The organism is Vibrio sp. A1-b2 (assembly GCF_021726015.1).
Lineage (GTDB): Bacteria > Pseudomonadota > Gammaproteobacteria > Enterobacterales > Vibrionaceae > Vibrio > Vibrio diazotrophicus.
Window position 1 is genome coordinate 74,658 of the sequence record NZ_JAKKCI010000010.1, and the last position, 26,513, is coordinate 101,170.

General features: G+C 44.7%; 23 protein-coding genes. 6 read left to right on the forward strand and 17 right to left on the reverse strand.

What is annotated here, in order from left to right:
* Window positions 1-51 precede the first annotated feature (51 nt).
* The 5 genes from L3V23_RS17875 to L3V23_RS17895 are packed head-to-tail and all read left to right on the forward strand — an operon-like array spanning window position 52 to window position 4,452.
* Window positions 52-933 carry an ABC transporter permease subunit gene (locus L3V23_RS17875; RefSeq protein WP_042482263.1) on the forward strand — a complete coding sequence of 294 codons (882 nt, stop codon included), beginning with the start codon at window positions 52-54 and terminating at the stop codon, window positions 931-933.
* A gap of 9 nt (window positions 934-942) precedes the next feature.
* Window positions 943-1,785 (forward strand): sn-glycerol-3-phosphate ABC transporter permease UgpE, encoded by an 843-nt coding sequence (gene ugpE / locus L3V23_RS17880; protein WP_042482262.1) that lies wholly within the window; start codon window positions 943-945, stop codon window positions 1,783-1,785.
* Window positions 1,769-2,941 (forward strand): sn-glycerol-3-phosphate ABC transporter ATP-binding protein UgpC, encoded by a 1,173-nt coding sequence (gene ugpC / locus L3V23_RS17885; protein WP_102966543.1) that lies wholly within the window; start codon window positions 1,769-1,771, stop codon window positions 2,939-2,941. The genes ugpE and ugpC overlap by 17 nt, the downstream gene beginning before the upstream one ends.
* An 8-nt stretch (window positions 2,942-2,949) precedes the next feature.
* Window positions 2,950-3,708 (forward strand): DeoR/GlpR family DNA-binding transcription regulator, encoded by a 759-nt coding sequence (locus tag L3V23_RS17890; RefSeq protein ID WP_042482260.1) that lies wholly within the window; start codon window positions 2,950-2,952, stop codon window positions 3,706-3,708.
* 36 nt (window positions 3,709-3,744) lie between these two features.
* On the forward strand, window positions 3,745-4,452 hold the full coding sequence (locus L3V23_RS17895) for a glycerophosphodiester phosphodiesterase family protein (RefSeq protein ID WP_102966542.1): 708 nt from the start codon (window positions 3,745-3,747) through the stop codon (window positions 4,450-4,452).
* A gap of 79 nt (window positions 4,453-4,531) precedes the next feature.
* Here the strand turns inward: L3V23_RS17895 and L3V23_RS17900 are convergent, their stop codons facing one another.
* Window positions 4,532-5,002 carry a YhcH/YjgK/YiaL family protein gene (locus L3V23_RS17900; protein WP_102966541.1) on the reverse strand — a complete coding sequence of 157 codons (471 nt, stop codon included), beginning with the start codon at window positions 5,000-5,002 and terminating at the stop codon, window positions 4,532-4,534.
* 246 nt (window positions 5,003-5,248) lie between these two features.
* A complete protein-coding gene (locus tag L3V23_RS17905; protein WP_102954907.1) occupies window positions 5,249-5,719 on the reverse strand; it encodes a Dps family protein in 471 nt (156 codons plus the stop codon).
* Window positions 5,720-5,959: 240 nt separating this feature from the next.
* Between L3V23_RS17905 and L3V23_RS17910 the strand changes: the two genes are divergently transcribed.
* Window positions 5,960-7,066, forward strand: coding sequence for a M20/M25/M40 family metallo-hydrolase (locus L3V23_RS17910; protein WP_102966540.1), 1,107 nt, complete (start codon window positions 5,960-5,962; stop codon window positions 7,064-7,066).
* Between the two features lie 32 nt (window positions 7,067-7,098).
* On the opposite strand, the gene L3V23_RS17915 is transcribed toward L3V23_RS17910, so the two are convergent.
* The 15 genes from L3V23_RS17915 to L3V23_RS17985 form a co-directional block, all read right to left on the reverse strand.
* A complete protein-coding gene (locus tag L3V23_RS17915; RefSeq protein WP_237292685.1) occupies window positions 7,099-8,580 on the reverse strand; it encodes an NUDIX domain-containing protein in 1,482 nt (493 codons plus the stop codon).
* Window positions 8,581-8,611: 31 nt separating this feature from the next.
* Window positions 8,612-9,094, reverse strand: a complete 483-nt coding sequence (locus L3V23_RS17920; RefSeq protein WP_102966539.1) for a GNAT family N-acetyltransferase — start codon at window positions 9,092-9,094, stop codon at window positions 8,612-8,614.
* 130 nt (window positions 9,095-9,224) lie between these two features.
* On the reverse strand, window positions 9,225-10,748 hold the full coding sequence (locus L3V23_RS17925) for a DHA2 family efflux MFS transporter permease subunit (RefSeq protein WP_102966538.1): 1,524 nt from the start codon (window positions 10,746-10,748) through the stop codon (window positions 9,225-9,227).
* Between the two features lie 13 nt (window positions 10,749-10,761).
* Window positions 10,762-11,832 carry an HlyD family secretion protein gene (locus L3V23_RS17930; RefSeq protein ID WP_102941993.1) on the reverse strand — a complete coding sequence of 357 codons (1,071 nt, stop codon included), beginning with the start codon at window positions 11,830-11,832 and terminating at the stop codon, window positions 10,762-10,764.
* 18 nt (window positions 11,833-11,850) lie between these two features.
* Complete coding sequence (locus L3V23_RS17935) at window positions 11,851-12,288, reverse strand: MarR family winged helix-turn-helix transcriptional regulator (protein ID WP_102954912.1); 438 nt, start codon at window positions 12,286-12,288, stop codon at window positions 11,851-11,853.
* A 285-nt stretch (window positions 12,289-12,573) separates the two neighbouring features.
* On the reverse strand, window positions 12,574-14,451 hold the full coding sequence (locus L3V23_RS17940) for a propionyl-CoA synthetase (protein WP_102966537.1): 1,878 nt from the start codon (window positions 14,449-14,451) through the stop codon (window positions 12,574-12,576).
* A gap of 63 nt (window positions 14,452-14,514) precedes the next feature.
* Window positions 14,515-15,699, reverse strand: coding sequence for a 2-methylaconitate cis-trans isomerase PrpF (gene prpF, locus L3V23_RS17945; protein ID WP_102966536.1), 1,185 nt, complete (start codon window positions 15,697-15,699; stop codon window positions 14,515-14,517).
* A 10-nt stretch (window positions 15,700-15,709) separates the two neighbouring features.
* Entirely contained in the window at window positions 15,710-18,289 is a 2,580-nt protein-coding gene (gene acnD / locus L3V23_RS17950) for a Fe/S-dependent 2-methylisocitrate dehydratase AcnD (protein ID WP_102966535.1), read from the reverse strand.
* A 193-nt stretch (window positions 18,290-18,482) separates the two neighbouring features.
* Window positions 18,483-19,622 carry a 2-methylcitrate synthase gene (prpC, locus tag L3V23_RS17955; RefSeq protein WP_102966534.1) on the reverse strand — a complete coding sequence of 380 codons (1,140 nt, stop codon included), beginning with the start codon at window positions 19,620-19,622 and terminating at the stop codon, window positions 18,483-18,485.
* A 233-nt stretch (window positions 19,623-19,855) separates the two neighbouring features.
* Window positions 19,856-20,743 carry a methylisocitrate lyase gene (prpB, locus tag L3V23_RS17960; protein WP_102966533.1) on the reverse strand — a complete coding sequence of 296 codons (888 nt, stop codon included), beginning with the start codon at window positions 20,741-20,743 and terminating at the stop codon, window positions 19,856-19,858.
* Window positions 20,744-20,862: 119 nt separating this feature from the next.
* Window positions 20,863-21,579: a GntR family transcriptional regulator gene (locus L3V23_RS17965; protein WP_102966532.1), complete on the reverse strand. Its 717-nt coding sequence runs from the start codon at window positions 21,577-21,579 to the stop codon at window positions 20,863-20,865.
* A 311-nt stretch (window positions 21,580-21,890) separates the two neighbouring features.
* Window positions 21,891-22,628, reverse strand: coding sequence for an EAL domain-containing protein (locus L3V23_RS17970; protein ID WP_237292689.1), 738 nt, complete (start codon window positions 22,626-22,628; stop codon window positions 21,891-21,893).
* Window positions 22,629-22,997: 369 nt separating this feature from the next.
* Complete coding sequence (locus tag L3V23_RS17975; protein ID WP_219725635.1) at window positions 22,998-23,927, reverse strand: homocysteine S-methyltransferase family protein; 930 nt, start codon at window positions 23,925-23,927, stop codon at window positions 22,998-23,000.
* 220 nt (window positions 23,928-24,147) lie between these two features.
* Entirely contained in the window at window positions 24,148-25,098 is a 951-nt protein-coding gene (gene cbiB / locus L3V23_RS17980; protein WP_102966530.1) for an adenosylcobinamide-phosphate synthase CbiB, read from the reverse strand.
* Complete coding sequence (locus L3V23_RS17985; RefSeq protein WP_042482242.1) at window positions 25,098-26,465, reverse strand: cobyrinate a,c-diamide synthase; 1,368 nt, start codon at window positions 26,463-26,465, stop codon at window positions 25,098-25,100. The genes cbiB and L3V23_RS17985 overlap by 1 nt, the downstream gene beginning before the upstream one ends.
* Window positions 26,466-26,513 lie beyond the last annotated feature (48 nt).

Here is a 26,513-nt window from a genome sequence, read left to right on the forward strand (position 1 = left end):
ACTGAATGTAATGTTCAGTGGGCATTTCTTTTTATCAATTGGACAAAGCTTGTGGAACGTCGACAACAATTTTTTCACTCTCCAATGCCCTACTTTTTGCTTGCTCCGCAAATCGCAATTATTGCTATTTTTTTCGTTTATCCAGCAGCAAAAGCCGTTTATCTCTCTTTCATGCTTGAAGACCCATGGGGCATGTCTTCAACGTTTGTCTGGTTTGAAAATTACCAAATTCTTTTTCAGTCTTCAGACTATTTAGAATCTCTCGGATTCACTCTCATCTTTTCAATCCTAGTCTCGTTCTTGTCACTAGCGATTGCGCTCTTACTAGCTGTTAAAGCCGACAACATTATTCATGGACAAAGCGCATACAAAGTCACGCTCACATGGGTGTATGCGGTTGCGCCCGCCATCGCTGGCATCATCGGTGGTTTCTTATTTAATCCACACATAGGCGTTCTTACTGATTTCTTAGAACATCTGGGTTGGAAATTCAGCGTACAAACCGATCCGCTTGATGCCACCATTGCGCTCATTTTGGTTTCGGTGTGGAAGCAGGTTGCGGTAAACTTTGTTTACTTTCTCGCAGGTCTTCAATCGATTTCGTACGCCGTAAAAGAGGCTGCAACACTGGATTGCGTCAGTGACAGCAAACGCTTCTGGACCATTACCTTCCCGCTTCTCGCTCCAACTGGATTTTTCCTGCTGGTGATTAACCTCACCTACGCATTCTTCGACACCTTTGGCGTTATTGACACTTTGACAGATGGCGGCCCCGGAGGCTCAACGACTTCGCTGGTTTACAAAGTCTACCGTGACGGATTTGTTGGCGCAGATTTAGGCGGCAGCTCAGCACAATCTGTGGTGCTTTTATTACTGGTATTGGCATTGACCTTTATACAGTTCCGTTTTGTTGAAAAGCGCGTGCATTACTAAGGGAACCCAATGAAAAGTAATTCTCTCTCCGATCATTTGATATTGATTCTTGGCGCTCTATTTATGCTGGTGCCGTTATGGTTGATTTTTGCCAGTTCAACCCATGAGCCTAACGTGCTGGTGAGCCAAGGCCTGCAATGGGATATCGGCAACAACCTGTCAGCTGTATATAGCGAAGCGTGGAACAAAAGCCTTGGTTTTACTGGTGATGTCACAGCAAAAACCATGATCTTCAACTCCGTCATCATGGGGCTTGGTTTTGCTATCGGTAAGATCATCATTTCAATGATGGCGGCTTATGCTCTGGTCTATTTCCGCCTGCCTTATGCAAGTGCGTGGTTTTGGCTGATCTTTGTCACTCTGCTACTACCGCTTGAAGTTCGGATCATTCCCTCTTATGAGGTCGTGTCGAGCTTAGGCATGCTCAACAGTTATTCAGGATTAATCCTGCCTTTAATTGCTTCTGCCACGGCGACTTTCTTCTTTCGTCAGTTTTTTAAAACCATTCCTGATGAACTGCTGGAAGCGGCGCAATTAGATAACGCAGGCCCAATTCGATTTTTTATCGATATCTTGTTTCCGCTATCGAAAACCATGATGACCGCCATCTTCATCATCATGTTTGTTGTGGGTTGGAACCAATACTTGTGGCCAATCATGATGACCACAGATGAGCAGTACAACACCATCGTTATGGGCATCAAACAGATTCTTAATAACATCAATGAAACCAATAGCCCCAGATACGACTATGCCTTTGCTATGGTCATCCTCGCTATGCTGCCGCCTGTATTGGTTGTAGTGATATTCCAACGTTGGTTCGTTAAAGGATTAATTGAAAGTGAAAAATAATAACTCAATGCATCTCGTACATAGCTCTGCGAGCATTAAGCAGGACAACGTAATGTTAGATATCAAACAATTAGTAAAAACATACGAAAATGGCCATCAAGCAGTGAAAGGCGTAGACCTTTCCATTAACGAAGGCGAGTTTTTGGTACTCGTGGGGCCGTCTGGCTGTGGTAAGTCTTCGATCTTACGTTCAATTGCCGGTTTAGAAAGCATTAGCAGCGGTGAAATACATTTGGCTGGGCGCCGCGTGGATACAGAAAAACCAGCAAAACGCGATATTGCAATGGTATTCCAGAACTACGCGCTTTATCCGCACATGAGTGTATACAATAACTTAGCCTATGGTTTGAAGAATCGTGGCGTTGATAAAAGCACCATAGAGCAAAAGATTCAAAAAGTTGCTAAAACACTCAAAATAGAAGAATACCTTGACCGCAAACCAGCAAAACTGTCTGGCGGGCAGCGTCAGCGTGTTGCCATGGGACGCGCGATCGTTCGTGATCCTCAACTGTTTCTATTTGATGAACCTTTATCGAACCTTGATGCTGCTCTTCGCGCGCACATGCGACTGGAGATCAAAAAGCTGCAAAGAGAACTGGGTGTAACCAGCGTGTATGTTACCCATGACCAAGTGGAAGCAATGACACTGGCCGATCGCATCGTAGTTCTTAAACTGGGTGAAATTGAACAAGTTGGTACCCCTGCCGAGGTGTATCACAAACCAGCGAGTACTTTTGTTGCGAGCTTTATTGGTAGCCCAGCAATGAACTTTATGCCCGCATGCTTAGTTCATGGTCAGTTGCATGTCGCTGGTAAGCAGTTCTTCCTGCCTGAATATGAAGGTCTCAGTATGGAAAATCTCACGCTGGGCGTTCGCCCTGAACATGCGGAGATTACGCATTCAAATTCAAGTAGTGATGCAATTACACTGGAATTATCCATTCATGTTGTTGAGCCTTTAGGACCAAACCAACTGGTTCATGGCAGCTTAAACAGCATAGATAGCGACGACAGTTTTATTGCCGTGACGCCTGAAATGAATCTGGATAACAACGCGCCGCTGAGTATTTCGGTCTCTCGCACCAATCTTCATCTGTTTGATGAGCAAGGCAAACGTCTCTGCCCTGTCTCTCTTGCTAAACGAGCTATTGCGTAAGGATTGATGTGAGTTTATCTACCAGACAAAAACAGATTTTGGAGTACTTGCAACACGCTCACGGCGTGTTGTCTAGCGACCTATTGTCACAGCGCTTTGATGTATCCGTTCAGACGATTCGTAAAGATATGAATGACTTGAGCGACAAAGGTATGGTTCGACGAGTTCACGGTGGCATTTCGCTACCCAGTCCAAATGACAATCTGTCATTCACCAATCGCGAGTTGATCAACCTCTCTGCTAAGCAAAAAATCGCACAACGAGTAGTAAAAGAGCTACCCGAGGGCACCAGTATTTTTCTTGGTATTGGAACGACGCCCAAATACGTTGCACAGGCTCTGCTTGATCATCCGGGGCTAACTGTTGTAACCAACAATATCAATGCGGCGTTAACCTTAAGCCGCAATCCGAATATTGCTGTCTATCTGGCCGGCGGCGCTGTTCGCCCTTCCGATGAAGATACCGTGGGTGAAACCACTACCCGCTTTTACCGACAATTCAATATTAAAATTGGAATTTTCGGTGTCGGAGGCTTCAACGATAAAGGACAGTTACTGGATTTTACGCCAGAAGAGTCAGGGCTTACACGTGCGATTATCGAACAAAGTCAGCAATGTTGGTTAGTTGCAGACAAAACGAAATTTGGGCGCTATGCTCCCGTTGTTAGTGGTGAACTATCAGAAATGAAGCGACTGTTTGCCGATGAAGCCACCAATGAATTTATGACGTTATGCCACTCTCATCAAGTCGAACTGGTGGTTGCGTAAAACTGTTCAGCTCTCGCTTTCAATAAAGGAATTTGTATGTCTCTGATCGTTGTCGGTCACAGAGGTGTTGCAGGCACCTATCCGGAAAATACTCGTGTGAGTGTTCAAGCGGCTATCGATATGGGTTTATCGTGGGTCGAAGTTGATATTCAACCCACCAAGGACAACATACTTATCGTTTGTCATGATCACACCATTAATCGTTGTAGTAATGGTAAAGGTCGTGTGGATGTTTATACCCTTGCAGAGCTCAAAAGTTTCGATTTTGGCATGTGGTTCTCTGAGCAATTTGCAGGTGAAAGCATAATGACGCTGGATGAGTTACTTGAACTGGCTCAGCAGCACCAGTTAGGTTTGAATCTCGAAGTCAAAGTCGATAAACACGATGTCACCAGTGTGGTTTCTCAACTCAAACAGCAATTGGATCAGCACCCTATCGCTAAAGAGCAGATCGTGTTGTCAAGCTTTAGCCACGATATCATCCGCGAATTACATCAGCACTGCTCTGGCTATAAATTGGGTGTATTGAGTGAGCGTTTATCGACAAAAGACAAAGCGCTGCTTGATGAAGTGAGTGCCTTTAGCTGTAACCTGAACTACAAGTGGATCACTGAAAAACACATTCAGTATTTGAAACAACACCACTACCAAATTTGGTGCTATACAGTTAATGAAGCAGAACGCTTCCCACATCTCGACAAAGTCGATGCTATATTCTCTGACTGGCCAAGTCGCTTCATTTAACTGAAATCGTTAAATGATTATTAGCTTGCAAAAACGCCCGCGATTGCGGGCGTTCTATTAATTTAAAGTTGCTGGATAATTACGAGAACAGCGACTTATCTACTTTGATGATCGCTTTACGCACTGGCATCGGTTTGTTATCCGTCGCTACCAACGGACGATGAGGCTGACCTGGGTAGAAAACAATAAACTTACCAGCAGTAAGTGATGCAAAGTGTTCTTCCTCTAATTGCTCACTGAATGCGAGATCTTTTTCAGCAAGGAAATCTTCATCCAAACCTTTAAATGGCGTTAGGCTGTAACCAAACGACTCTTTACCTTCAAGCAGAATTTGCACATCTAAATAACGGCTATGGCATTCAGATTTTCGTTGTTCTAAAAGCTGAGTGTGGTCATCCACCAGCATGAAGAATACATTGGAGCCATCAATTTCATGACGGCCATTTTCAAGCGGAGTCTCTAGACGATCCAATACTGATGCAATGATTTTTTTAAGTTCTGGCGCTAAGAAGCCAGCAAACTCAAGGTGTGACGTTTTACCTACAAACACGACAATGATCCTATATAAGTGTTACAACTGCACGCAGTTTACCGCTATCCACCAAGATAAAACGTGATAATTGAAACAATGTTTTAATTTAAATTAAAAGCCAACGATTATTTGCCGCTATTCTGATGTAGGTCAATCACAAGGTCAATTTCCAAGGCATTACACGATATAACTTAGGGGCAAACGCAAAAACGCCAATCAACAAATGATTGGCGTTCGAAAGATTATCGGCAGAGCAAACAAGTATTAATCAAGCCATGCACTTAACATCCAGATCAGCTTTTCTTGCTCGCGGATATAGTCACTCATTAATGCAGCAGTACCTTCATCACCCACTTCTGACGCGTAACTCAATACCTTGCGTTGCTGTCCAATCAGTAGGCTGAAACCTTCCACTAACCCTTTCATGGTGCTATCGCCATCAGTAGCATTGGTGTGTTCGCTAATTTTTGAACGCTCTACATATTGGCTAAAGCTATGTAGTGGCTGAACTTCAAGAGTCAGGATACGTTCTGCGATTTCATCAATCTTCAGTTGTAGATCAGTATAGATTTCTTCAAATTTTGCATGTAATTCAAAGAACTTTTTACCTTTAATATTCCAGTGGTAACCACGAGTGTTCATGTAAAACACCTGATAGTTAGCCAATAAATTATTCAATGCTTCCGCGAGTTCTAGGCTCTGTTCTTTATCGAGACCAATAAGATTCTTTTTCATAACATCACCTCTTATGTTGATATTCTTTGCTTCGTTGAGAGAATAATAAGCGTTGGTGATGTTAAATAGAAATCGTATGAATCCATTAATTCAATAGGAATATCCTATTGAATTAGGCTCTCATTTTCTCACCCGCTATCGATAACAACATTACTTTTCGAACATTTCTTGATTTAACTCAGGGTTAAGCGAAGCGTCGAGAGGCATGGTACATCTCCTGTTTTCCTTAGAGATTATGTTATGCCTGTTATTAACGATCAGCGTCTTATTGAACACTTTCTAGAAATCATCCAAATCGATAGTGAGTCAGGAAAAGAGAAGGTATTTGCCGATATCCTGTCAGCTCAACTTGAAGACCTTGGATTCGAAGTGCACAAACTTCCTGTTCCTGAGAGTGTTTCAAACGGCTACAACATCTATGCTCGTCTAGAAGGTTCGCTTGTTGGCAGCACAGTTTTCTCATGCCATATGGATACGGTAAGTCCGGGAAATGGAATTCAACCTGTCATTGAAGATGGCATTATCCGCTCTGCGGGTAACACTATTTTGGGTGGTGACGACAAATCTGGTATCGCTGCAATTCTTGAAGCTGTTAAAACTCTGAAAGAAGAAAATGCCGCGCATCAAACTATTGAAATCGCTTTTACCGTTCATGAAGAAGGCGGCTTAATGGGTTCTAAACACTTTGATATGAACTACATTCAGTCGGACAAAGCGATTGTTCTTGATACTGGCGGCCCAATTGGCACCATTATTACAGCGGCACCTGGCCAACAAAAACTAAAAGTAACTGTTCACGGTAAACCTGCACACGCAGGATTAGCGCCAGAAGAAGGTATCAGCGCAATTTCCGTTGCAGCGGATGCCATTACGCAAATGAACTTATTGCGTATTGATGAAGAAACCACGGCTAACATCGGTATGGTAAACGGCGGTTTGGCAACCAATATCGTAATGCCTGAACTCACCATCGTTGCTGAAGCGCGTTCTCTCAATAACGAAAAACTGGCCGCTCAGGTAAAACATATGGTGGATACCTTTGAAGCTGTAGCTGAAAAGCACGGTGCAACGGTAGAGATCGATTCTCAGCGCTCTTACAACGCCTTTGTTATGGATGATAGTCACCCACACATCGCGGCTATCAAGCAAGTGTTCGAATCTATGGATATTGAGCCTAGAACCAAGAGTACGGGTGGCGGCAGTGACGCGAATAACTTCAATGTAAAAGGTTTAACTACAGTTAACCTGTCAACGGGTATGTCAAAAGTACACACTACCGAAGAGTTCATCGCGGTTGCGGATCTCATCAAGATCAGCGAGTTCATCAAAACCTATCTGACGCGTTAATTCTTACTGCCAATTATAAGCAAGAGCCCAGTTTAACTGGGCTTTTTAGTCTCTGTCGTAGCCGATGAGGTAAGTTTAATCATCGCAACAAATACGATAATCATGGTCGGATATCGCGAAATTTCGACCACCAGAGACAAAATGCCACTCGAAGAGACCTGAGCTGCAAGGTAAGAGATCACCATATACACAGCAGCCAATATCAGCGTAAACAGTAAACCTTGAAACAAAGTCAGATGCTCTCTTTGATTCTTCAGGGTAGTCGTAACAAGCGCCATAACGATCAATACCACTAACCAAGCGGAGAAAACAGGAAGCTGCCAGTAGTAAGCAAAAATTGCAGCAACCAAACTGATCCCCCACCAAACGCGGCGCGAGCCCATAATGGTGCGAGCTTTCTCGGTTCTCTTGATGTCGAAACGAATGATATTCCAAGTAATTAACAGACCGAGAAACACCCCCACGGCCATGTCGGTTAGAAATGCACTTCCTGAATAGAACTTTGACAGAATCAACCAAACGGCAGAAAGCCAGTAAGCTACGCCAAACCAATGACCACCTAGCTTCTCTTTTTCTGTCATCAGTAAGATACCAATACTGCTCCACACTGCTACGGGTAAACTTGGAAAACCGTTTCCGTAACTTGCTACAAGCTGTAGTGACGGGAGATAAACATGTGGTCGAGGAAGCGTAAAACCTTGCTGAGCAAACAGACACATCAAGGAAGTAATACTGATAGCGAAACTTACCTTGTAGCAAACCGATTTGCCGCAACGCCAATAGAGCAAAGGAAAGAGAATAATGCCACAAATAGGTGAAGCGAATAGATTTCCGCTATACAGCATATTATGGATAAAGCTGCCCCACTGCTGTGGCAATTTACTTACCCAGAGCTGAAACGCTTGAATCCATTTCAATTCGGATTGATGGAAGCTTGGTGCTGCCTGAATCAGATCGGCAACAATTCTCATTGGCTGATCGGTAGCCCGTTGAAACATCTCTATGGTTGAATTCCACTCTTTGGGATATCGATATTGCTCTGCATCCACATAGAGCGGATCTATCAGCATTGCACTCGACACTTCAACACCATAGTCGGGAGCAAACCAGACAGGTAATTCATACCCTCCCATTGAGTTTTGGTGTTGATAAGCAATGATTTCTGATGAGCTGACGCAATCGAAGAAAATGGCTTTATCGGTATGGCCTAGCTCTTCATCAACCGTAACAACAATTCCGGTTTCTTCCCAAGTTTCTCTTTGGGCAGCGAGTTGTGGTGGCTCACCGGGTTTAATGGTGCCACCGGGAATCGACAGTTGTTTGGTGATGATTTCTTTGACCAGAACAATCTTGTCGTCCGCCTTAATCAGACACAAAGCGCCTTTATACGGATTCACCATATTTGGCGCAGCAGTATTTGGCGCAGCAATATTCCCCTGCTCTTGAGCATAAGCAGGTAACAGGTATAAAAGCCACAAAGCGGCAAAAACTTCTAGCAACCGACGTTGAAACACTAAACTCACTCTACGTTATTTATTGGTTATATTAGCGGTGCTTAACCGATTTTCTCAGCCATGCGATATGAGGCTCAAACCCCGAATCTTCATAGAATCGATGAGCATTTTGATTAAATGCCCAAACCTCTACGAATACTTGTTCAACACCATAATCTATCAAGGTTATTTCAAGCTTCTTATAGAGCAAGGTTGCGACACCTTGCTTGCGAAACTCCGGTAAAACATACAGTTCATCGATACTGCCCATTGGCACTGGTTTGCTAACTGTAGAAATTAGTTCGCAAAAATGGCCAGTGATAAAGCCGATGATCGAATCATTCTGCTTGGCGACATAAACCAGGCATTCCGGTGAATCGAGATAACGAGCAATGCTTTTTTCCTGTTCGATGTCTTCAGCAGTTTTAAAATGCTCAGGACAAGCGGAATGGTGTTCATGATGCAACTCATACATCAAATCATTGAGCACTTCTAAATCATCTGCGCGAGCAGCAACAATCGAAAGGTTGGACATGTTTGTATGCCGTTAAAAAATAAGCTTATTCGGATTTTATAAGATAACGTTCAAAAGAGCACTTCTAACTGCGGTTATTTGAAACTAAAAAAGAAAAACGTCCAACTAAGGACGTTTCTGTTACTAGACGTTATTTACTGGCTCCCGGCCTGCGCAACAAGACCAACAAAGGCAGCATGAAGATGCACACGTACATCATAAAGCGAAAATCTTGCAAATAACCAAAGATAGACGCTTGCTTAGTCACCATGTTGTTCAAGTTCACCAACCCTGCGGTGGTTGATAGATCATAAACACCCTTCTGAACCGCATCTTGCAACGCTGGATTGAAGTGGTTGATGTGTTCGGCGTAAACCGCATGGTTAATTTGCACTCGATGCGACAAGTAGGTTGTCACCAAAGATATACCGATACTACTGCCGATGTTTCGAACCAAGCTGTATAACGCCGTACCTTCATTGCGGTAGCGAGGTGCTAAAGTCGAAAAGGTTAATGTCGACAGCGGCACAAACACCAAACCCAAACCCAGCCCCTGAACGGTACCTGTCCAGATAATTTCCCAGCGCGTAACGTCTACCGAGAACTTGGTCATTTGCCACAGTGAAACAATCATCAGTAACAAACCAATGGTTACGAGATATCGCAGATCCACTTTTCCGGATAAGCGCCCGACAATCATCATCCCGGTCATCGTACCGAAACCACGAGGTGTCAGTAATAAACCGACATCCAATACCGGATAACCCATTAAGTTTTGTAAAAACGGCGGTAGCAGAGCCATCGTTGCCAGCAAAATCACCCCAATCATAAAGCCGAACAGCAAGCCAACCACGTAGTTTCGATCTTTGAACATCATAGGATCAAGAAACGGCGCTCTATGGGTAAACATATGTACGGCAAACATGTAGAAGGTCAGAACAGCCAAAGAAGCTTCGATGATCACTTCCAGACTTGAGAACCAGTTGAGTGATTCTCCCCTGTCCAAGAACATCTGCAAGCTGCCTATCGCAATACCTAAAAGTGCAAAACCAAACAGGTCAAAACGGCGGTCAGGATCGAGTTTGGTCTCTTTTACATAAGCTGCGATACCCAACCACGCCATAATGCCAAACGGTACGTTGATGTAGAATACCCAACGCCAGTTGTAATACTCCGTTAACCAACCACCTAATGATGGCCCTAAGATTGGGCCAACCATAACCCCCACACCCCACATCGCCATAGCGGAACCGTGTTGTTCTGTCGGGTAGGTATCAAGCAATACTGACTGTGATAGCGGAACTAAACTAGCGCCGAAAATGCCCTGTAACAGACGGAACAGAATGATTTGTTCCAGCGATTGCGCAGCACCACAAAGCACAGAAGCAAAGGTAAAGCCCACCACTGAGAACAAAAACAAGCGCTTACGACCAATACGCGCTGCCACAAAACCAGTTAACGGCATAGCAATGGCTGATGCGACAATGTAAGAAGTCAGAACCCAAGAGATCTGATCCTGTGTTGCACTCATGGTGCCTTTCATATGAGGCAGAGCAACGTTGGCAATCGTGGTATCAAGTGCCTGCATAATGGTCGCAAGCATCACAGAAAGTGTGATAAATGCGCGCTTACTGGCTGGCTCTTCTTCCGGCACGGCTTCGACGTGACTATTCATCGTCTAACTCCACTTACAGTGACAGGTGACGTTGATGGTGAGTGTCGACAGTGACTACGGCACTTAAACCCGCACGCAGTTTAGGCGCACCTTCTTCTTGCTCTAAACGAATGCGGATTGGTAAACGTTGCGCGATCTTCACCCAGTTACCCGTTGCGTTTTGTGCCGGAATAACCGAGAACTCAGCACCGGTTGCAGGGCTTAAGCTTTCCACTTTACCTTTCCAAGTAAAGCCCGGTGCGTAGTCCACTTTCACTTCAACATCTTGGCCGGTTTTCACGTGTGTTAATTCAGTTTCGGTAAAGTTTGCTTCAATCCAGATGTCTGAATCCGACACCAACATCATTGCTAAGCTTCCTGGCGAAATGTACTGACCTTTCTCCACAACTTTTGTCACCACACCATCAGCAGGCGCATAAAGGTTTACGTGCGCAAGATCGTTTTCCGCTTTATCTAACGCCGCTACCGCTGCACGGTACTTAGGGTGAAGTTCGATCGGTGCGTTTACATCACCGCCCAAACTTTCTTCAACCTGCTTTAGCCCTTTTTTAAGCGCGTTCACTTCAAGCTCAACCAGCAGCGTATTTTGACGAGCTGAATCATATTGAGATTGAGAGGTGTACTTTTTCTTGAGCAAATCAAGCTGACGCTTTTCTTCTTTCTTCAGGTATTCGTGCTGGCTTTTTGATACTTCAATGTTAGCCAGTTTGCTTTGATATTCTGCTTTCAAAGTCGTTAGCGTGGTCTTTACATCATTCAAATTGGCGCGAGCTTGTTCGACGGCAATTTTGTATGACGTCGGGTCAATTTGAAGCAGCAAGTCCCCTGCTTTCACTAACTGGTTCTCTTCCACTGGCACATCAACAATACGACCAGATACTTCAGAAGTGATCGACGTTTTGTCCGCTTTCACATAAGCGTTTTCTGTTTCAACATATCTACCGCCATGCAGATAAATGGCGACACCGCCAGCCACTGCCAGTAATGGGACGAGAAAGAGCATAACGGCACGCTTGGTTTTACGACGCGATTTAGGCACTAATGTTGAAACCGGTTTTTCATGCTCTGGTTTGGAATTAGACATACGAGGTGTTCCTGAAAATTAAGACTTTGGTTTGTTTTCTAAAGAAAGATTGCTATGTATATGATTGAGCGTTTTAACAAACTGCTCGATTTCTTGTTCTGAAAGACCGTCCAGCGCTTCTGCCCAGATACCATTGGCGACACTTTTCACTTTTTTAAGTTGCTCATCCGCTGCTGGCAGCAAATAAATGAGATGAGCACGTCTGTCTGTAGGGTCAGGACGTCTTTCAACAAAACCTTCCTCGACCAGTGAGTCGATCACTCTGACTAACGTCATAGGCTTGATGTCTAACACTTCCGCCAAATCGACCTGTTTAACACCTTGGCGACAAGCGATATGCGACAAAGCTTTTGCTTGAGCGAGCGTTAAGCATGTAGAACTCGACGCAGATTCGTAGCGTTTTCGTACGATGCGCGTCACATCCCAAAGCAAATACCCTATCGATGGAGTTGTCATAACATTACCTATGTTGGATGTTTTTGAGGTTTACAGGATTGTACATGTAACAAGTTATTACATATAGTAAGCATTACTTATTATATGTAAAGCCTATAGATTCATAGAATTTATGCATGCACCAGTAACTCTCTGTTTTTACAAATGTTTCAAAGTGTAAATTTTTTAAGATCGAGCCCGAGGAGAGAAAGGTGGAAAATCAAGGGCAAAAAAAGTGCCCCGATATCGGAGCACAAATGTTCGCCATGAACATAGAAGTAGAAAATATGTACCAACAACAGCAGATTAAACGTGCAGAATTTTCTCTAACTCATTCAAACTACTTGGGTCATCAATGGTAGAAGGGACAGTGTAACTTTCTCCGTCGGCGATCTGACGGATAATACGGCGCAATATCTTTCCTGAACGTGTCTTCGGCAAACGCTCCACGACCAAGGCATGTTTAAAGCATGCGACGGCACCGATATGGCTACGAACACTATTGACCAGTTCAGATTCCAGCGATTCGAGATCAACTTTCACACCGTCTTTCAACACTACCAAACCTAATGGAAGCTGGCCTTTGAGTTCGTCATGCACACCGACAACCGCACATTCAGCTACCGCTGGGTGAGCACCAACAATCTCTTCCATCTCGCCAGTCGAGAGTCGATGTCCGGCAACGTTAATCACATCATCGATTCGTCCCATAATGAACAGATATCCGTCTTCATCCAGATAACCACCATCGCCAGAAACATAGTAATCAGGGAACTGAGCCAAATACCCCGTTTCGAATCGATCATGGTTACGCCAAACTGTGGTCAAACAACTTGGTGGTAACGGTCTTTTCAGTGCTACAAAACCCTGTTGATTGGGAGGAAGAACCTCTCCCACTTCGTTCAAGATTTCAACTTGATAGCCCGGAATTGTCTTAGTCGCAGAGCCTGCTTTCACAGGCATTAATTCAATACCTGTCGGGTTGCCTGCAATAGCCCAGCCTGTTTCGGTTTGCCACCAGTGATCAATAACGGGTTTGTTGGTTTTCTCTTGTACCCATTCTAGCGTTGGAGGATCTAATCGCTCTCCAGCCATAAATATGGTTTTCAGATGATTCAGATTGTACTTCTCTAAAAGCTCGCCATTTGGGTCTTCTTTCTTAATGGCACGGAAAGCGGTTGGCGCAGAGAACAAAGCCGTCACTTTGTATTCCTGACAAACACGCCAAAAAGCGCCCGGATCAGGTGTTCTTACAGGTTTACCTTCGTATAAAATCGTTGTGCAACCATGAATAAGCGGCGCATACACAATATAGGAATGCCCTACCACCCAGCCGACATCTGATGCAGCCCAAAATACGCCGTCTTGCGGCATATCGTAAATGCAGCTCATTGAGTACTTCATGGCAACGGCGTGTCCACCGTTATCACGAACCACTCCTTTAGGCTTGCCCGTTGTACCTGAGGTGTAAAGAATGTAGAGCGGATCTGTCGCCAACACAGGTACGCAGGCATGCGGCAGCGCTTTCTCGTACTGTGCACTCCAATCTAAATCGCGTTCGTTGTCAAGATCGGCTAAGCATTCAGGACGTTGGAATACCACCACTTTTTCGGGTTTCCAGCGGCTATCCATGATCGCTTTATCGACCATAGGCTTGTATGGAATGACCTTATTGATTTCAATACCGCACGAAGCGGTCATGATCACTTTCGGTTCTGCATCTTCAATACGAACAGCAAGCTCATTGGGTGCAAAACCACCGAATACCACAGAGTGAATGGCTCCAAGACGCGCACAAGCCAACATCGCCATGGCTGCTTCCGGGATCATCGGCATATAGATAATCACTCGATCGCCTTTTGTGACCCCCTGGTCAGCCAGCATGCCAGCGATACGCGCTACAGTGTCACGCAATGCGAAATAGCTATAACGCTGTTTCTTACCTGTTACAGGCGAATCATAAATGAGTGCGGTTTGGTCGCCTCGGCCTTGCTCGCAGTGGTAATCCAATGCAAGCCAAGATGTATTGAGCAAACCATCGGGATACCAGCGTTCGATGCCGTTTTCGTCTTTCTTTAAAATAGTTTGCGGAAATTCAAACCAATCGATTTTCTGGGCTTGCGCATGCCAGAACGATTCTGGTTGCTCTTTTGCCCATAGATATTCCTTCAAATATGCAGACATTGTGCTTCTCCTTTTTATACCCCAAGTTTTATCGCCAAAGACAACTTGGAATAATGTTCTGGCTTAACGAGTTTCGATGGTTTCAGCGGGAACTCTTACCCAGCCTTCCATTAACACTCGTGCGCTGCGACTCATTACGGCTTTTTCTACTTTCCAGCCGTTTTGTTCTGTCGCACTGGCTTTTGCCCCTACCTTTAATGTTCCGGACGGGTGACCAAAAGTAACAGATTGTTTTTCTCCACCACCTGCAGCCAAATTGACTAAGGTGCCGGGCACGCAAGCCGCCGCAGCGATGGAGACGGCAGCTGTCCCCATCATTGCGTGGTGCAATTTACCCATAGAGAGCGCTCTAACCAGTACATCAACATCTGACTCTAGAACGGTTTTACCACTCGACGATTGATACGTTTTCGGCTTCGCAACAAACGCCACTTTGGGCGTATGCTGGCGAGTTTTCGCCTCTTCTAAATTTTGAATTAAACCCATTTTTAACGCGCCATAAGCACGAATTTTTTCAAACATAGCCAACGCGTTAACGTCGTTATTGATGTCATCTTGCAGCTCAGTACCCTGATAGCCGATGGCAGAAGCATCAACAAAAATCGTCGGTATTCCAGCGTTGATCATGGTGACATTGAGTGTACCGATATCAGGCACAACTAGATCATCCACCAAATTGCCCGTTGGGAACATCGAACCTTCACCGTCCGCTGGGTCCATAAAATCGACCTGAATTTCAGCGGCTGGGAAAGTCACTCCGTCCAGTTCAAAATCCCCCGTTTCCTGAACCATTCCATTAACGATTGGTACATGAACGACGATAGTTTTGCTGATATTCACCTGCCACACGCGCACTTCGACAATGCCGTTATCAGGAATCCGCGATTCAGGAATGAGACCGGCATGAATCGCGAACGGCCCAATAGCTGCAGACAAGTTGCCGCAATTACCACTCCAATCGACAAACGGACTATCGATAGACACCTGACCGAACAGATAATCGACATCATGGTCAGCACGTTCGCTTTTCGACACAATTACCGTCTTACTTGTGCTTGATGTAGCGCCGCCCATACCATCAATTTGTTTACCATATGGATCTGGGCTACCGATAACACGCATCAGAAGTTTGTCGCGCGCTTCACCTGCGACTTGCGCGGCTTTTGGCAAGTCATCAAGCTTAAAAAATACGCCTTTACTGGTTCCCCCACGCATGTAGGTAGCAGGAACTTTGATTTGAGAAGCCATTCTCTACCTCCTACTGCGCTAGGAAATCTTGCGCAAAACGCTGTAATACACCGCCTGCGTTATACACGTTCACTTCATCGGCGGTATCTAAACGACAAGTTACCGCCACATCCAGTTTTTCACCGTTACTGCGGGTAATAACCAATGCCAAATCCACACCCGGTTTAATCTCACCCACCACATCGTAAAGTTCAGTGCCATCCAAGGCTAAAGTGTTGCGATTCGCACCGTCTTTAAACTGAAGCGGTAGTACGCCCATACCGACTAAGTTAGTACGATGAATGCGCTCAAAGCCCTCTGCGACAATCGCTTCAACGCCCGCAAGACGAACACCTTTGGCAGCCCAATCTCGTGAAGAACCTTGCCCATAATCAGCACCAGCGACAATAATCAGCGGTTGTTTACGCTCCATGTAGGTTTCTATCGCTTCCCACATGCGAGTGACCTTACCATCTGGTTCAATTCGAGCCAGTGAGCCCTGCACCACTTCGCCATTTTCCTTCACCATTTCGTTAAACAGTTTCGGGTTAGCAAAGGTTGCACGTTGCGCGGTTAAGTGATCACCACGGTGTGTCGCGTAAGAGTTAAAATCCTCTTCCGGTACATTCATCTTCGTCAGGTATTCCCCTGCCGCACTGGATGCCAAGATCGCATTCGAAGGCGATAAGTGGTCAGTAGTAATGTTGTCACCCAATACCGCTAATGGACGCATACCTTTTAGAGTTCTCTCACCTGCTAGCGCGCCTTCCCAATATGGAGGTCGACGTATATATGTGCTCATCGGACGCCAGTCATACAGTGGGCTGCTGCTCTTTTGTGCGTCATCCAGTTTAAACATCTGAATGTAGACTTGATTAAACTGCTCTGGTTTAACGTGTTGACCAACGACTTGGTCAATCTCTTCATCACTTGGCCAAACGTCATTGAGATAGATTGGGTTACCGTTAACGTCATGTCCTAACACATCGCGTTCAATATCAAAACGAATGGTGCCAGCTAAAGCATAAGCAACCACAAGCGGTGGCGAAGCTAGGAATGCTTGTTTTGCATAAGGATGGATACGACCATCGAAGTTACGGTTACCAGACAATACCGCAGTAGCGTATAAGTCACGGTCAATGATCTCTTGCTGAATCACTGGATCTAACGCGCCGCTCATACCGTTACAAGTCGTACAGGCGTAACCAACGATACCAAACCCAAGCTGTTCCAGTTCAGGGAGCAAACCCGCTTCTTCTAAGTAAAGCTTTGCTACTTTTGAACCTGGTGCAAACGAAGTTTTCACCCAAGGTTTGCGAACCAGCCCGAGCTGATTGGCTTTTTTCGCCAGCAAACCGGCAGCAACCACGTTGCGAGGGTTACTGGTGTTGGTACAAGAGGTAATTGCAGCGATGATCACTGCGCCGTCCGGCATTTCACCTTCTTTTTCTTCCCACTTACCAGCAATACCGCGAGCGGCCAGTTGAGAAGTAGGTAGACGACGATGTGGGTTGGAAGGACCTGCTAAGTTGCGTTCTACACTGGATAAATCGAACTCCAAAACGCGTTCATATTCTGCATTTTCAAGACTATCAGCCCATAAGCCGGTTTCTTTTGCGTATTGCTCGACCAAAGCAACCTGCTCAGCATCACGACCAGTCAGTTTTAGGTAGTTGATGGTCTGCTCATCGATGTAGAACATACCCGCGCTCGCACCGTATTCTGGTGTCATGTTAGAGATAGTTGCACGATCACCGATGGTGAGATCTTTGGCTCCTTCACCGAAAAATTCTAAGTAGCACGAGACCACTTTTTCATTACGCAGAAATTCAGTAATAGCCAGCACGATGTCCGTAGCGGTAATGCCCGGTTTACGCTTACCTGTCAGTTTCACACCTACGATGTCCGGTAAGCGCATCATTGAAGGACGACCGAGCATCACGGTTTCAGCTTCTAACCCACCAACACCAATGGCAATCACGCCCAATGAATCCACGTGTGGCGTATGACTGTCAGTACCCACACAGGTATCAGGAAATGCGACGCCATCTTTGACTTGAATTACTGGCGACATTTTTTCGAGGTTAATCTGGTGCATGATGCCGTTACCCGCAGGGATAACACTGACATTCTCAAATGCGGTTTTACACCATTCGATAAAGTGGAATCTGTCTTCGTTACGACGCTCTTCTATCGCTCGGTTTTTATCAAAGGCTTCTGGATCGAACCCAGCGTGTTCAACAGCAAGAGAGTGATCAACGATCAGTTGAGTTTCAACCACTGGGTTAACTTTGGCTGGGTCACCGCCCTGCTCTGCAATCGCATCGCGCAGTCCAGCAAGGTCAACTAAAGCTGTTTGTCCTAAGATATCGTGGCACACAACTCGTGCTGGATACCAAGGGAAGTCCATATCGCGTTTGCGTTCAATAATCTGTTTCAGTGAATCGACTAATGATTCAGGATCGCATCGGCGTACTAAGTTTTCCGCTAGCACGCGCGAAGTATAAGGCAGCTTTTCGTAAGCATTTGGAGATATCTGATTAACGGCTTCACGAGTGTCAAAATAACTAATCTGGCTTCCCGGAAGCGTTTTTTTATAGGTATTGTTCATCGCTTCTTCCTTCTCACTCCGTCCTATTTAAATTTGTAGGGGTGTTCCGCGTTCACTCGCCCAATCACATAGCTAACCTATGCTCATGGATCTCGCTCACTTGCTGCCTACCTACAAATCCAAATAGTTAGGAGTGACTCATTATGATCTATAAATTTAGGCACCACATTTTTACGTAGCGCCTTTTATACTGTTAACTGCGTTTTTCGATTGGAACCCACTCTTGATGCTCTGGGCCTGTGTAATCTGCGCTTGGACGAATAATTCGGTTGTTCGCGCGTTGCTCATACACGTGTGCTGCCCAACCCGTTAAACGACTCATCACAAATATCGGCGTAAATAGCTTGGTTGGAATGCCCATAAAGTGATAAGCCGATGCGTGGAAGAAATCCGCGTTACAGAACAAGTCTTTTTCACGTTTCATTACGGCTTCAACACGTTCTGAAACGGCGTAAAGTTGTTTGTCACCAACGAATTCAGAAAGCTCTTTTGACCAACGTTTGATCAGCGCGTTACGCGGGTCGCTTTCACGATAGATGGCATGACCAAAGCCCATAATTTTGTCTTTGTTGGCCAGCATGCGCAGAATGTTTTGTTCTGCTTCATCGGGAGTTTGCCAGTTCTCAATCATTTCCATCGCTGCTTCGTTTGCACCACCATGCAGTGGTCCACGTAACGTACCGATTGCGGCAGTCACACACGAATGCAAGTCAGATAATGTTGAAGCACAAACACGTGCAGCAAAGGTTGAAGCATTAAACTCGTGCTCTGCATAAACGATAAGCGAGGTATGCATTACCTGTTTGAACAAATCGCTTGGCGCTTTATCAGTCAACATTTTTAAGAAATAACCGCCAATCGAATCTTCGCTGCGATCTTCGGTATCAATGCGTACGCCGTCATGGCTGAATCTGTACCAATAGCAGATGATGGCTGGGAACAAGGCTAACATACGTTCTGTAGCGGCAACTTGTTGTGAGAAATCTTGTTCAGTTTCTAAGTTACCAAGCATTGAACAACCAGTACGCATTACATCCATTGGATGAGCGTCTGCTGGAATTAATTCAAGTGCATCTTTTAGAGGTTGTGGTAAACCACGTAAGCCAATCAGACGGGTTTTGTATTGGTCTAATTCAGTTTGGTTCGGCAGATGCCCGACTAACAGTAAGTGAGCAACTTCTTCAAACTGCGCATTGTTGGCTAAATCTGTGATGTCGTAACCACGGTAAGTTAGACCTGTACCTGTTTTACCAACCGTACATAAAGCGGTGCTTCCAGCACTTTGACCACGTAGGCCAGCTCCGCCTAGCTCTCCTTTAGGGGAATGAGGCATGTTGGACTCCTTTTGTCGCTTTGCTTTGGGCTGTAAAAGCCGACCTCCTTGGGTCCACCTCATGGGTGCTTTTGCTCAGCAGTTTCACGTTATTGGATTATTAACGAAAACGTAAGCTGTACGTTTTCTATATTTCTTTGCTTATTTAAAAGCCTTGTCTAAACACTATTTCAGTTTTCTCGGGCTTCCCTATTACTGTTGTGTAATTAATAGGGATTAATTTTTAATGACGTCTACTTGCTAAACAGTTGGTCTAGCTTGCCTTCGTAACTGTGGTAGTTCAGATATTCATACAGCTCTTTACGGGTCTGCATGCTATCGAGTAAGGCTTCCTGATTACCATTTTCCAGAATGTGGCTATACACCATCTCAGCTGCTTTGTTCATTGCACGGAATGCACTCAGTGGATAAAGCACCATATCGACTTTTGATTTCGCCAACTCTTCGCAGTTGTACAAAGGCGTCTGGCCAAACTCAGTAATGTTGGCAAGAATTGGCACATGCTTGCCCGTTGCAGAATGCAGAGCTGTTGAGAAACGCTCATATTGTTGAAGTTCCGTCATAGCTTCTGGGAAGATCATATCTGCACCGGCTTCAACACAAGCGATGGCACGTTCAATGGCACTATCCATACCTTCAACCGCAAGCGCATCAGTGCGAGCCATGATGACAAATTCAGGGTTATAGCGAGCATCAACCGCTGCTTTTACGCGATCTGCCATCTCTTCCAAACTGACAATGGCTTTATTCGGACGGTGACCACAACGTTTTTGCGCCACTTGATCTTCCATATGAACCGCAGCAGCACCTGCTTTTTCCATTGCTTTAATAGTGCGACCAATATTGAAAGCACCACCAAAGCCGGTATCGATATCGACGAGAAGTGGCAAATCACACGCGTTGGTAATGCGGTCAACATCGACCAACACGTCATTGAGTGTGGTGATGCCAAGATCCGGTAATCCGTATGACGCATTAGCAATGCCGCCACCGGAAAGATATATCGCTTGGTGACCTAATTTTTTCGCCATCATGGCGCAATATGGGTTTATAGTGCCGACAATTTGCAACGGGTTACTGGTTTTAACTGCAAGTCGAAACTTTGCTCCTGGGCTCAACATTTGATTCTCCTTAATCTAGTTACTCTTCCTACTTGAATCCGCAGCACTTTCTCTTTTAGAGTTAGCGACTGCATTCACTCGCCCCAATCGCATAGCAACCTATGCTCATGGAGACTCGCTCACTTGTCGCCTACCTGCGAATCCAAGTCGTTTGAGTACAAAATTTGTTGTTCTATTAAACGTCGGCTTCTTGATATGTGGCGACGCATCAGCATTTCTGCCAGCTCTTCATCTCTGTTACGAATCGCTTGCAGGATAAATTTGTGTTCGTCCAACGCTTCAACAGGACGAGACTGTGCACGAGGCGACTGATATCGATACATGCGCAGCAAGTGATAAAGCTCATCACACAGTAGAGATACGAGCTGACTATTGCGGCTTGCCTTAATGATGCGATAGTGAAAGTCAAAATCACCTTGTTGGTGGAAGTAAGAGGCACCGTCTACTTGATCAATATGTGCCGAATGTGTCGACAATAGTGTTTCTAAGCCTGCAATTTCGATTTCGGTGATATTGCGTGCAGCAAGGCGAGCTGCCATACCTTCCAATGCTTCACGCACCGCATACAGCTCAACCAGTTTTTCTGATGAGAATTGAATAACGCGCGCTCCAACATGCGGGATGCGCTCGATTAAGCCTAAACCTTCGATGCGCATTAAGGCTTCACGCAAAGGCCCACGGCTTACTTCAAAACGCTTTGCGAGCTCAGGTTCAGAGATTTTGCTACCGGGAGCAATCTGACCTTCTACAATCGCTTCAATCAAATACTCAGTCAGGTTTTCTGACTTGGTATTTTCTTTGTCGCTGTTGGCTGGCTTTTTTAATTCACTATTCATGTTATCTCTTCATTTTGCTTGTTCAGCGCTCTACTACTTACACGCTCATCAAGGAATGAAGTTACTTTAGCCGATCAGATTGTCGACAATCAAGCCAATTGTCGACAACTTAGACTAAGGTATAACATTAACGATTGTTTATAAAAGACAGAAAAACACCATAAACATCTGTATTTAAATGATTAAGTGAAATATTTACTTTTATGGGGAGAAAGTGAGTTGTCGACACTATCAATAGAAAACAAAATGTGTCGACAATAAATCAGTGAACAAACCTTTTGTATGAGAACAAGGCTTGATACAGAACAGGATTAAAGAAGAGTAAAATCGACACTAGGAAGGGATTCGAATCCGGGTTTGGCAAAATAGTACCCTTGCATTAAATCGATACCGGCATCTCTCAAGAAAATCATCTCTTCCTTGGTCTCGATACCCTCAGCAAGTGGCGTAATATTCAATTCTGCGAACATAGCTAAACAGTGTTTTATGATCACTTGTTTAACAGGGTCTTTATCTATGTTTCGAATTAACTCCATATCCAGTTTAGCGATGTCTGTTTGAAAACCCGCCAGAAGATTTAACCCTGAGTACCCCGAACCAAAATCATCTATCGCCGTTCTGAAACCCAAGTTTTTGTAACACTCAACAATGTGTTTTATGTGTTCATTATCTTTAACTTTCTCTACTTCCGTAAATTCAAACATGATGTTTTCGATTGGAAAGTTATACTCCTTCGCGGCTTCTAACGTAGTACGAATACAAAGTTCAGGTCGATACACAGCATTTGGCAGGAAGTTAATACTCAACACAGAATCAATATTAAGCTTTGACGCTAAAGCAATTGCTTTAACTCGACAAAGTTGATCAAACCGATATCTGTTTTCATCATTCACCTTCTCAATGACAGAGAAAGCCGATTCATTTTGTGTTCCCCTGACTAGAGCTTCATAACCAAATACCGTTTTGGTCGAGTATTGAATTAATGGCTGAAACGCCATCGTAAAATCAAAACCAAGATCTTTACTCTCTAAACATTGTTTGCATGACATTTTATTGTGATCCGCAGGTTTAACTGTTTTATCCATCATATCTTTTAGTTTTAAGACGTTATTTATATTGAAGTTAGCTCTTAGAAGACATTTAAGCAAAACCTATTAGATGTTCGCTTAGCAAAGGGCACAATTTGTATTCATTACCTATTGAACAAGGATTAAATACCAAGTCTCTGAATAAAGCGGGATATGTGGCCTTTCGATCACACTTATTAAGAGCTGTTAGAGAGGACTTTATGATGATACAGAAGTAAGGAAGAGCTAAGCAGGTTAACTCTCCCTTATAAACAACTGATATTAGTAGCGAATAAATTGTTTATTTAATTTACTGCTCTTAATTTGAAGTTTCTTTTGTCCACTCAGTCTTTATGAACGTAGGTAAGCGGCAAAATGTTTGCTCAATTCGTTGATATGTTCCGGACCTATGCCACAGCAGCCGCCAATCAAACTTGCTCCCTGTTTGTGCCATTTGTCTGCAATTTCTGCGTACACGGTTAGATTGAGATCATCACGGAGTTCATCTAAACCATCATTTGCTGTTGCATCTTTTGTTGTTGGGGGAAATGCGTTGGCATAAACGCCAAGTTGAATTCCTTCGGCATCAAGCGATTCCAACGTCGTTCTTGCAACAATCAAAGCGTCTTCCATAATTTCAGGTTGGCTGCAATTGAACAAAATCGAGTTCACATTCAGTGCAGCCATCGCTTCAACCGCTTGCTTAACCGTCTCACCAGAACGAAGCTTTGGTACTTCCGTTTTCTCACTGTCATCTAGAGTAAAAGACACCCAAAACGGTTTATTCCCAGTGCCCAGCGCCCTTACCTTCTGATAAATCGTAGTGGATTCTGCAATCAGACTCTGAGTTTCCGCTAGCCATACATCAATATGAGCATCGAGCCCTTTGATAAGTGGCGACGCAATCTTTTCTGCATTTTCAGGTTGATAGAGATCTGCACGATAAGAGCCAAACAGTGGAGGAATAGAACCCGCAACTAACGTCTGCTTACCTTCAGCAATGACCGCGTCTCTGGCTACCTTGCCTGCTCTGTCTGCTAGCACCTCAGCTTGAGAATCGAAACACTCTTGTCCGATGTGGAAAGGCACAAGTGCATAACTGTTGGTAGTAATAACCTGTGCACCATTTTGAATGAATGAACGGTGAACTTCGCCCACAACTTCTGGCGCTTCCATCATAGCCAATGCTGACCACTCTGGTTGACGAAACGGCGCACCACGGCGCTTCAATTCTCTGCCCATACCGCCATCTAATATGGTAACCAACTGCTGACCTGACATACAAACTCCCTTATATTCTTTATTTAGATGTATAGACGTCTGCAGACTAATATGTCTTGTTCGGCGAATCAATCTCTTTTGCAGGTTTAAAGGAACACTTGCTAGACCAATACTAAGCGTGGCAACGAAACAATTTGGCGGATTAGAGGAGAATTCATTATTGATATCAAAATTCGTCGATTGATTTCGTTGTGGCAGTGGAAAGAGTCAATGGTTATCCCTAAATTAGAATGAAATAAGCAACAGAAAATAGAACCAGAGCTAAGGTCGACGTTAAGTACATTAAACGAATAGATTGAACAATATCTTCAGGCTCTATCTCCCTAATGCTATCTCCAATCCAAGGTTTTTCGACTAACCGTCCAAAGTAGCTGCTTGGGCCACCAAGTTGCACGCCTAGCGCTCCTGCAACAGTTGCTTCAGACCATGCACTGTTTGGACTTTTATGTTGGTACCTGTCACGCCAACCGATTGTGAACGCAGATTTGCCATTGCCCCCTAACAAGCCAGCTGATAAGGAAAACAACAGCCATGAGAGACGAGCGGGAATGAAGTTTGCTAAATCGTCCATTCGAGCCGATACGAAGCCCAACTCTCTGTATCGTTCGTTTTTGTAACCAACCATAGAATCGAGCGTATTGACCGCTTTATAGACCATCGCAAGTGGAACGCCACCGATAAATAGATAAAATAGTGGCGCAATGACTCCATCTACGGTGTTTTCAGCCACGGTCTCAACTGTTGCTCTGGTGATCTGTTTTTCGTCCAGTTGACTGGTATCACGCCCTACTATGTAGGAAAGTTTGAGTCTAGCTTGTGGAAGATCATGAGTACGCAGTGGGGCAAGCACATCTTGAGCTGCATCTTTTAAGCAGCCTGTCGCGAGTACTGTGAATGCAAGCCATACCTCTACCCCCGTGCCGAGTAGCCAATGGATGCCATAACAAAAATGAATTATCGCCCAGGTAACCAATCCGGCAGTAACCACAATTGATATCCATAAAATCCCGCCTGCAAAGTAAAGCCACACTTTACTTTTGAATATGTGGCGAAGTCGTTTCTCGACATTGGAAATGGCCATACCAATTAACCGAACAGGATGTGGCCAACTTTGGGGGTCACCGATTAGCAGGTCGATAAAGAACGCGGTGATATAAATGCTCAACGCCATCACAAGCTCCGCGCTCTTGCAAACCACTCAAGTAACATTTCTGGTGACTGTGCAAAGTGAACATGCAAGTACATAGCCAAGGTATTGCCAACTTGATAGCCTCCCCGCCACGTTGCAACCACTTCACCTTCATGAACTTTAGTAAGCGTAAATGCCGGTTCCATATCCGTATAAAAATCAGAATAATGAAACTCGTGACCGCGTAACTCATTGCCAGAAACACATAACAAAGTATCTATGTCTGCTTTAGCATTGCAATATCCGAAGCGACTCAGTTTGTTCGTCATGATGCTTTGACCAGATAAAATCCCAACCATGGGGTAGGTTTTTTCTTCACTGTCAGACAGCGAACTACCCAGATACATCAAACCACCACATTCAGCATAAATTGGCAAATTGGCTTGATGAGCTGCAAAAATCGATTGCAGCATCGAGGTATTTTTCGACAACTCCTCAGCGTATAACTCTGGATAGCCACCGCCGATATATACTAAATCACATTCAGGTAGCTTAGAGTCGGCCAGAGGGCTAAAAAATAGGATTTCAGCTCCACTGCTGGCTAACAAATCGAGGTTAGCTTGGTAATAGAAGTTAAATGCTTTGTCCATCGCCACTGCGACGGTCAGCCCTTTTCCCTTACCTTCAATCGTTTGATAAACCGTGTGAGAAGAACCTTGATGAAGTTCAGAACGAGCAACACTAAGCAATCCATCAACATCGACATACTGCTCAATAGCATCGGCCAGCTCATCCCATTGAGAATCCATATTTTGTGATTCTTGTGCGGTCATCAAACCTAAGTGACGAGAAGGAAGTTCAACATTGGGTAGCTTAGGTAACCGGCCAAACGCAGGAATATGACAATAGGTTTCTACAGCCTGTTTTAGAAGTTGGTAGTGACCATCGGAATTAACGTTGTTGAAGACAACCCCTGCAATGTTGATCTCTTTACCAAACTGTTGGAACCCCATAACAATAGCTGCGGCCGATGTCGACATAGCTTTGCCGTCAACAACCAAAATAACAGGGCAAGATAGAGCTCGAGCTGTACCCGCGCTACTACAATAGTATGGATCTGTACCATAGCCATCGAATAATCCCATGACACCTTCAATCACAGCGATATCCGCATTTTGTGTTTGTTGATGGAATAAAGCGTTTACAGTCTCCTCATCGAGCATGAAGGAATCTAAATTATGCGATGGAACTTTGGCAACTTTGGTGTGCCACGCGGTATCAATGTAATCTGGGCCCACTTTAAAAGGCTGAACCTTAAGATCACGACGACATAAGGCTCTTAATAAACCTAATGTGAATGTTGTTTTACCGCTTCCGCTGTTTGTACCCGCTATAAGTAATGCTTTCATAGTCCACTTTCAATTACGTTTCTGAATGGACGGTAGGCGGTTGAAAAG

Coding starts and splice junctions, on each gene's coding strand:
- prpB (WP_102966533.1), bottom strand. CDS start 20,743: ATGTTGAGCCCAGGAGCAAAGTTTCGACTTGCAGTTAAAACCAGTAAC.
- L3V23_RS17895 (WP_102966542.1), top strand. CDS start 3,745: ATGTCTCTGATCGTTGTCGGTCACAGAGGTGTTGCAGGCACCTATCCG.
- ugpE (WP_042482262.1), top strand. CDS start 943: ATGAAAAGTAATTCTCTCTCCGATCATTTGATATTGATTCTTGGCGCT.
- L3V23_RS17985 (WP_042482242.1), bottom strand. CDS start 26,465: ATGAAAGCATTACTTATAGCGGGTACAAACAGCGGAAGCGGTAAAACA.
- acnD (WP_102966535.1), bottom strand. CDS start 18,289: ATGAACAATACCTATAAAAAAACGCTTCCGGGAAGCCAGATTAGTTAT.
- L3V23_RS17930 (WP_102941993.1), bottom strand. CDS start 11,832: ATGTCTAATTCCAAACCAGAGCATGAAAAACCGGTTTCAACATTAGTG.
- L3V23_RS17965 (WP_102966532.1), bottom strand. CDS start 21,579: ATGAATAGTGAATTAAAAAAGCCAGCCAACAGCGACAAAGAAAATACC.
- L3V23_RS17935 (WP_102954912.1), bottom strand. CDS start 12,288: ATGACAACTCCATCGATAGGGTATTTGCTTTGGGATGTGACGCGCATC.
- L3V23_RS17940 (WP_102966537.1), bottom strand. CDS start 14,451: ATGTCTGCATATTTGAAGGAATATCTATGGGCAAAAGAGCAACCAGAA.
- L3V23_RS17910 (WP_102966540.1), top strand. CDS start 5,960: ATGCCTGTTATTAACGATCAGCGTCTTATTGAACACTTTCTAGAAATC.
- cbiB (WP_102966530.1), bottom strand. CDS start 25,098: ATGGCGTTGAGCATTTATATCACCGCGTTCTTTATCGACCTGCTAATC.
- prpC (WP_102966534.1), bottom strand. CDS start 19,622: ATGCCTCATTCCCCTAAAGGAGAGCTAGGCGGAGCTGGCCTACGTGGT.
- L3V23_RS17970 (WP_237292689.1), bottom strand. CDS start 22,628: ATGTCATGCAAACAATGTTTAGAGAGTAAAGATCTTGGTTTTGATTTT.
- L3V23_RS17905 (WP_102954907.1), bottom strand. CDS start 5,719: ATGAAAAAGAATCTTATTGGTCTCGATAAAGAACAGAGCCTAGAACTC.
- L3V23_RS17925 (WP_102966538.1), bottom strand. CDS start 10,748: ATGAATAGTCACGTCGAAGCCGTGCCGGAAGAAGAGCCAGCCAGTAAG.
- prpF (WP_102966536.1), bottom strand. CDS start 15,699: ATGGCTTCTCAAATCAAAGTTCCTGCTACCTACATGCGTGGGGGAACC.
- L3V23_RS17975 (WP_219725635.1), bottom strand. CDS start 23,927: ATGTCAGGTCAGCAGTTGGTTACCATATTAGATGGCGGTATGGGCAGA.
- L3V23_RS17920 (WP_102966539.1), bottom strand. CDS start 9,094: ATGTCCAACCTTTCGATTGTTGCTGCTCGCGCAGATGATTTAGAAGTG.